Annotated in this window: 8 protein-coding genes; 1 reads left to right on the plus strand and 7 read right to left on the minus strand. The window is 52.1% G+C overall.

Going from position 1 to position 7,476, the window contains the following annotated elements; genetic code table 11:
- The 5 genes from NHH03_RS27280 to NHH03_RS28470 all read right to left on the minus strand — a co-directional run.
- Positions 1-516 (minus strand): dockerin type I domain-containing protein (locus NHH03_RS27280; RefSeq protein ID WP_253161527.1); only part of this gene is annotated, 516 nt, incomplete at its 3' end.
- Between the two features lie 152 nt (positions 517-668).
- On the minus strand, positions 669-2,372 hold the full coding sequence (locus NHH03_RS27285) for an HAD-IIIC family phosphatase (protein WP_253161528.1): 1,704 nt from the start codon (positions 2,370-2,372) through the stop codon (positions 669-671).
- Complete coding sequence (locus tag NHH03_RS27290) at positions 2,369-3,142, minus strand: DUF6065 family protein (protein WP_253161529.1); 774 nt, start codon at positions 3,140-3,142, stop codon at positions 2,369-2,371. Before NHH03_RS27290 ends, NHH03_RS27285 begins: the two co-directional genes overlap by 4 nt.
- Positions 3,143-3,248: 106 nt before the next feature.
- Positions 3,249-4,262, minus strand: coding sequence for a cupin-like domain-containing protein (locus NHH03_RS27295; protein ID WP_253161530.1), 1,014 nt, complete (start codon positions 4,260-4,262; stop codon positions 3,249-3,251).
- A 3-nt stretch (positions 4,263-4,265) separates the two neighbouring features.
- The gene (locus NHH03_RS28470) at positions 4,266-5,075 is read right to left on the minus strand and encodes a sulfotransferase family protein (RefSeq protein WP_390895653.1); all 810 of its coding nucleotides are present in this window, start codon (positions 5,073-5,075) and stop codon (positions 4,266-4,268) included.
- A 550-nt stretch (positions 5,076-5,625) separates the two neighbouring features.
- Between NHH03_RS28470 and NHH03_RS27300 the strand changes: the two genes are divergently transcribed.
- The gene (locus tag NHH03_RS27300) at positions 5,626-5,919 is read left to right on the plus strand and encodes a hypothetical protein (protein WP_253161531.1); all 294 of its coding nucleotides are present in this window, start codon (positions 5,626-5,628) and stop codon (positions 5,917-5,919) included.
- A gap of 25 nt (positions 5,920-5,944) precedes the next feature.
- On the opposite strand, the gene NHH03_RS27305 is transcribed toward NHH03_RS27300, so the two are convergent.
- Positions 5,945-6,208, minus strand: a complete 264-nt coding sequence (locus NHH03_RS27305) for a transposase domain-containing protein (protein WP_390895654.1) — start codon at positions 6,206-6,208, stop codon at positions 5,945-5,947.
- A 40-nt stretch (positions 6,209-6,248) separates the two neighbouring features.
- Positions 6,249-7,476, minus strand: a 1,228-nt coding sequence (locus NHH03_RS27310) for a hypothetical protein (RefSeq protein ID WP_253161532.1), incomplete at its 5' end; no start/stop codon positions are given.

The raw sequence follows: 7,476 nt of genomic DNA on the forward strand, positions 1-7,476 counted from the left end.
TGTCGGAGTAGGCGTTGGGGTTGTCGGATCAATTCCGTCGTTGCAGGCGTCGATCCATTCTTGCGGAGGCGGGAATGGTGGATCCCACAGCTCGCAGGGGGGATGCGATGCGTCGCTGGTATGCATTTCCAGCATTGCTTTATCGAGCGCAGCGGTTGCGAGTAGAAAGTCATCGTGGTCGATTTGGTCATCGCCACTGAGATCGGCTGCGGGACGCTGATCGGCGGTCAGCCCGTCGTTGATCGCGTTGACAATGATCAAAGCGTCAACCGGTGTAACAGCTCCATCTGAATTGACGTCGGCCTGCAAGCCTGAAGAATTGGATGCCTCGGAATCCTCGATACTGGAACCTAAGTTGCCGGTGTCTGCAGCGAGCATTTGCCGAGCGACCAATCGTTCGGCTCGCAGATTTCGTTTTGTCGAGCTGGGCTGCCAACGAATGCGCCGTACGGAAATTCCGAACGATGTAAAGCCCAACAGGCGATTCCAATTCCACAACCAACTTGGCTTGCCCATTGTCGCTGCCCCAATCAAAAGTGAGAAGAGATCATCCAGGTGGTAGGCAGTTTAGGGGCCAACGACTCCCTCTGTCAAGCTTTTGGTATCTTTCGCAGAACACCGACTGCGAATATCCAATCCGGCGTGGAAAGACGCATTAGATTTCCTGGTCACGATCGGAAGCCCTTAGGCAAGCTTTCCGTTTCCGCGTGCAACAATCGTTCAGCGATCTCCAAATACGCTTGCCGATGGTAGTGTGCTCCATCGATTACCCACTGGTCCGGCACAAATTCGTTCGGATCAATCCACGTCAATCGGTCCGTCCCGTGGGCCAAGCTTTGGATGAATTGGTTGTACCTTTGCTTTCGCTCCGCGTCTCTCTCGCTGTCAAATTGCGGGCTAACTCGTTCGCCGACCAGTGTAATCGGAGTGCTGTTGTCAGTTTTATCCAGCACTGAATTGATGCAGTTTCTGACCCGCTGCAGTCGCTGATCGAGTTTTAGGTCGAGGAACCAGAAGTGGCGCACAAACCAAATACCATTCTCGGACGCGAGTAATTTCCGCAGGCTGGCAGGGTGCAATCGAACTTCGACACCGTCTTTCCCACGGAAATAGCTAGGAGTCGTCAGTTGGTAGAGAGCCAGGACAACGCCATCAGTTGTTTGAAGAGCCTGATGGAAATTTCGAATATCATCAGCGTTGCAGACTGGAATTTTTTCTCGAAGCTTGCTGCCCGCCAGTTGTTCCACATCTCCCGTCAAAAAGCTGACTTCGTCAAATCGAGTCATCATCTCTCCAAACGGACGATTAGTGAATTCAATCGACTCTGAGGAACAATACGACGAGACTTGCAACATGTCGCATCCACCTACCAGCACAAGACGGAGTGACCGCAACTGGTTTAGCGGCTCCTGATTCGTCGATTGGTTGATCCAGTCGACACGTTCAAATGTCTTGACCGGATTCGCAACGGGAGGCACCACTTGCAGATCGGGTTCATTCAATAGTTCGTAGACATATTGCTCGACACCCATGTTGAGAACGCGGCACGAAAACACAAACTGTTTTAATTCGTAACCGAGAAGTGTTGCGAGCGTCAAGAAAAAGCCGGCGATTCCGTAGTCCCCGTATCTGTCACGAACGCGTACCACTCCGGCTTTAAATCCAAAGGCAGTCAGTTGTTGACTCAGTTTGCGTAGCGCAACGTCTGTTTCCACTCGCTTTTTCGTATAGTTCAATTGGTTGGCACGATTGAGAAGTTCAATCACCCGATCCCAATGATCTTCAACGTCATATGAAATCTCGACTTGAATCCTGCTTTGCCGCAAGAAATCCAGATTGGAAACTGCGAGCGATTGCTTTGCATCGGTTCGCTCTTCAATGACTTTGTACGAAGCCAGACGAGATCGGCTTGGATCTGGCCTACCCCGAAAGCATGGCTCGTTCAGGTAATATCTCAATTCGCGAGATTCGGACATACACATCAGACCAGGAGAAAAAAACATAGCTTCCTCCAAGTTGGCGAGATTGTCGTCGACAAATAACACATTCTCGGATCGAAGATTCGCTCTCGCGATCAGATTTTTAATCGCTGTACCCTTGGGTCCCCAGTGGATCGTTGGAAACACGATCAGTTCCCAGACACCGGCACACTCGAGCGCGGCCTTGGCCACTGTAAAATCATTTTTTGAGCAGATAGAAGAAACGATTCCTCTGTCAGCAAGTTGTTTCACAAGTTGGATGTTCTCCTTGCGATAGCTGATACCTTCCTCGGTCAGTGTGCCGTCCCAGAATGTTTCATCCAGATCCCATATCAACAATTTGACAACTCGACTGGGGTCCAGTGTGTTAACAATAGCTGGTTGTTCTTTCATTCATCTTCATTCCGAACTGGATTTGAAAACGGCTTCACTCCCATTTTGGTCTGGTGGCCTTCGAAACGATCTGCGCCAGGGTCTCTGCCTTGAAAGTAGTCTTTTTGCCATCCACGTTTGGTCGCATCTTCATCGCCATCACGAATCTTAGCGTGAAATTCGTTTCTTTCGTCGCTCCAACGCTGGTATGCTTCGCTCACCTCCTGATTGCAATCAAGCGGCATCTTGACCGGTTGAATTTCGTTTAGCAAGTTTCGGGGATATGGCAGCACCATGCAAATTGGTTCCCCACGCTCGAAGCGGACGAGTTGACCGGGACGAGTTAGTTTCCAATTCATCGTAAATGTCGCGTTGGTCCAATCTGTCTCTACGATCCCCTCCAACGGAGCCGCAGCGTCCTTCGGCCAATTCGTGGGGCCTTTCACCCACAGATTCATGCCCTGGGGAGTCCGAAACAAGAACGGCATATTGAAGGTAATCGTCCCCTGTCCAAACAGACTGGTGATTCGTGTATCAGGTGGGGACTCGTCAAAAACGATCGTCACATCGCCAAGCTTTTGCCCACCGTTCCAGCGTGCCGAAAAACTGCGTGGATTGCAGATAAACCAGCCGGCTTGGTTTGCAATGGTTAGCGGCAAGCACCGATACGCAAATCGCTTTGGCGTATTGTCCATCCAAGGGCGATTGATCGGCGCAGGAATCAGCGGCATGTCATTGGGCTGATAGATTTCGTAAGCAATCAGCTCATTTTTTTGATTTTTCTCTTCCACTATCTGCTACCCCCAGCAACCGTTGAATTCTCCGCGCAATCGTTCTGCTGTGCCATTGCGATCCAAAGCATGCGTGGCACGATACGCCACGCACCCCAATCCACGGTTAAATCTGATCGTATGTATGGTAATGATCTGTGAATCTGTTGATTCCGTGGAAGTTTGTGCAGGTGATCGTAATGGTTGGGTCGAGACCTCGAACATGGTGCCACCAGCCCACCGGCAGGAACAGAATGTCGCCCGGCCCGATCGTTACCTCGGTCACGTGCACATTGCGAAAGAGTGGAAATCGAGATTCGTCGACGTTTTCAGGGTCTACTCGCGAGTAGCAGTGAAGATGATTGTACAGATACGGAAGATATTCTGGGGCGATCAGCTTGACACGTTTCCGACCACGAATTTGAATCATCAGGTTATTCGTTAGATCGTGATGCAGCGGAGTCACTGTTCCAGCCGGCCCCATCCAAAAGAACATGCTCTCGGCCGCACTCTCCGGATCAAGGAACGAAGGTAGCGGAACGACATCTTCCCAAAGTTCTGCGAACGCTTGGCTATTGTTGTCCGCATTGTTGGCAGTCATGTAGAAGTCGTTCGTTTCCACTGCCGAGAACGTTTTGTCAACTAGTTCTCCAAAGTTACACGTCTGGCGGTGTTTGCGGTCGTTGATTTCGTAGCCGGGGTCGGAATCCCGTCCGCCTTGGATCTGAACATCGCGGTCACCAGCGACCTGCTTCAGGTAGTCGGGTGTCCATTTCCTCATCGCCGCCATGGAATTGCAGCCGCCACGGATAACAAGTGGTCGGTTGACCCGATAGTGCCGTTCAAAAAATTCTTTGGCATCGATCGAGTTCCAGATCTCTGTTAGCTGGGATGGGCCGGATTCAAGCAGTAGTCGATTGGTATGCAACACCCAATCACGCTTGGATAGCTGCCTGATCACAGAAGAACCGGCGGCGATGTAGGGGTGATTGAAGGCCGTTTCAACTTCCAAGCTCGCGTGGTCTTCGGGGAATCCGTTCTCAACGAGTATTCGGGTCAATTCGTTTGCCGGACGTCCGCGAAGTGCGTTCTCGGCAACCCAACATTTCCAACCGGAATCCAAAAATAGCTTATCGGCCATAGTTCACCACGAGTATCCAAATCGGTCCATTATCCGCCGAGCGGTCGGATCTTTCTTCACGAATTCTAGCTGATCCGAAGACAAGATTTCTCGCCACCGTCCGATTCTCGAAACATCAAAATCTTTTTGGATCCCGGTCTCCCAGTCGATAGCAGTTTTCCAGAGGAATCTTGAAGGGAATCGTCTTTCAAAAGGTTCCAGAAATTGAAGCGACGGGTGCACGCCGATGTGCCGATAGGCTGACGAAAGCGTTTCGGAAGGATCCGAAATGACGTCTTCATAGCGGACAGCGTGAACATTGTGGCGATCCAGATGAGGCTCCCAACAGTCCCAGTTCCGTATGAGCGCATTCCATCGATTGCGCTTTTCTTGGTCCGATGATCCCTCGCTCGATTCGATGCTGCAGAAGATTGCTCGCGGATCACGAATCGAGTACAGCAATCGATAATCCGACAGCAACAGCGAAACCAACGGACGAGACAGAAAGAAATCGGGACTTTTATCTCCATATGCGATTACATTGGGCTTTGCAAAGCGACTTTGGCCAATCTCTTTTGCTTCGCGATACCATCGCACCACATTTCCGACATCGTTCTGCTGTTTTCGATCGAGCAACCGAACGATTTCTTGCGGACCGAAACCGTGGTGCCGCATCCGCAGAAAATGTAGGTGCGTCAAATAAGGCTCAAACAACGTTCGATTGATCTCCGATTCGCAAAAGCAAATCAGCTGCGGATGATCATCCAAACACCGTGCCAGCAAAGAGGATCCCGTTCGCAACGGTCCAACAATGAAGAATGCTTCTACGTTCAATTTTTGACTAGGCAGTTAGGGCAAAGTTCGACTTAGACAGAGAGGGAAAAAACGCGGCGGGGGTCAATGGCACGGGCATTTTGACGAACGACTACCAGTAGTCGTTCGGTGGTCCTGCTAGCACTACCCGCGGTGGAAGCGAAAACTTTTCGCACTTTTCCTGCCGACTGGTTGTTGGTTCAATGACAAATCCCTGTTGGAATTGAAAAGGGCGCATTCCCAAAAAGTTGACTTAAAAACACTGTGATTTGCCGCGTCAGGTGACCGTGCTATGAGCGTCGTCAACTTTGCAAATCATTGGCTGTGGTGTCCATTGGTAACCATCGTAGGCGATCGTCCGCCGAAAATCAGCCAGGCCGACCATTGCTTGGCCCCACTAATTGGGGATGACTTGCCTTCGGGGAACGAAAAAGTGACGAGGGTGAATGGCACAAACTTAAACGCTCGCGATTAGCTGGACGAAGACTCGATGCAAGCGTTGGTCAAAGCCAGTGGCCACGCATCGAAGCGAAGTGCCCCGACCATTGTCCGCAATGAAATCCGAGCGCACATGCTGGCGTACAATCTCGTCCGTGGAGTGATGGCCGAAGCGGCGATCGACGGCGATGTTGAACCGTGGCAAATCAGTTTCAAGGGAACGCTCACGACCATCTCGGATATGCTTCCGGTGCTGGGTCTGGTCAGCGATCTGGGCGAACTGCGTGATGCTCTACTTCGGTGTTGTTGGCAGCACGCCGTCGGCAACCGCACGGACCGCTACGAGCCGAGGGGGCTCAAACGCAGGCCTAAGAAATACAAGCTGATGCAAAAACCACGGCACGACTACAAACCAGGCGAGGCGTAGGACTTACGTCGATTAAGTGCCATTCCTATCTGTCCCTTTCTAACGCGGGCGACAAGGTCACCCGAACGATCGTAATGAGGTAAGCGCCCGGTGAAGTGCAGCTAGGCTTTGGCTTCGCGTTCTTGTCTTCGCTTGTCGGCGATTTCCCAGCGGTGAGCGGGATTGGCTTGGAGCCACTGGTCCGGGAGCAAGGTTCGGGGTCCATCTCGTGCGGCAACGCGCCAATGACCGATCGGAGATACGCCCAGGGCTCGACATGGCTTTCCTTGCAGCTGGCAACCAGCGACATCAGGACCGCCGCGCGTCGACCGGCCTCTGCCAACCACGATCTATTTTAACAACGTCTTGAGTTGCTCGTATCGGCTGCTTGCTCGATCGGCGAATTCGGTGTGTCGGTTGACTGCGCTGCTGGACTGATTCGGTATGGCGGCCGCCAAGCGGTTGAAAATCGAATCCATGGCGCAGATGATCGCGGCATCCACCAACAGCTGATTCCAGGGATCCTGGCTGGAGTTTGAGCGAACTGAGTCACGCAGTTCGATCACCGATTGATTGAACGACTGCTTGAGTTCGTCAGTGCAAAACGACGCTCGCTGAATAATCGTTTTCCTCGCAAACTCGGGTAGATCTGTAATCGAATCCACCGCAGCCGGATATTGAATGACAAGCCGTTCAAGATACTCTTTCGCATCGGCGTTTCCAGCTGCTGCCAAGCGGCAAAGACTTTGCAGCAATTGCTGAGTCGATGCGGATGCCAATTGATCGATCGATGACGTCTGGTCCGCGGCGGCGTCTGGTCCGGCGCCACATTTCGTTGGCACCGGCTTGCTGCACTCGTCGATTGCAGGCAGATTGCGGATTAATTTTTGGAGACGCCGCAGCGAGCGGTCAGCAAACTTTTGAAAACGACTCGCTCGCGTGTTCGCCAGACAGGGCTGCGAAGCCAGTAGGCAGCACCGCAGCACGTCCCAGCGAACGATTGTGTGGAGATCGAGCAGTTGAAGATTGAAATCGGGTCCAGTCTCCAATGGCTGCACAGACTCTCGTAGCGAGCGAATGCGTTGCTTCAGAGCAATCGACATCAGGTGCGATCCGGAAGCCAGACTGTCGATCAGGGCTAAACTGAAAAATTGAATCTGTTCTTCTAGGCCGTTGAGCATGATTTGCGTCGCATCGACAATCTTCCGCAACTGACGGTCCGCCTTGAGGTCGCCCGTTTGGGCTCGTTTGCACCATTGCCGGAGTGTTCTTTTGGGTGGAAGCGTGTTGAGAGCATGTTTGAAGCGTCCCACATCAGGACAGCCAGATCCGATAGGCGGCACCGTCGTTGGCTGCCAATTCATGAACGGATCCAGCAGAAGCAATTTGGGCAGCGAATCAACGAACAGCGCCAGGGCCTCCATCACGGAATCGATCTCAATGCTCTGCTGCATCAACAGGGTTTCAGATTCGGTTGATCGCTTCACCATGGCTTGATTGACGTTTGATTTTCGCAGCAAATGATTCACCTTCGGATCGCTTAAGCGTCCGACATGGTCTTTCTTCACTTTTCCATCG

This window comes from Stieleria tagensis, assembly GCF_024129865.1.
GTDB lineage: Bacteria > Planctomycetota > Planctomycetia > Pirellulales > Pirellulaceae > Stieleria > Stieleria tagensis.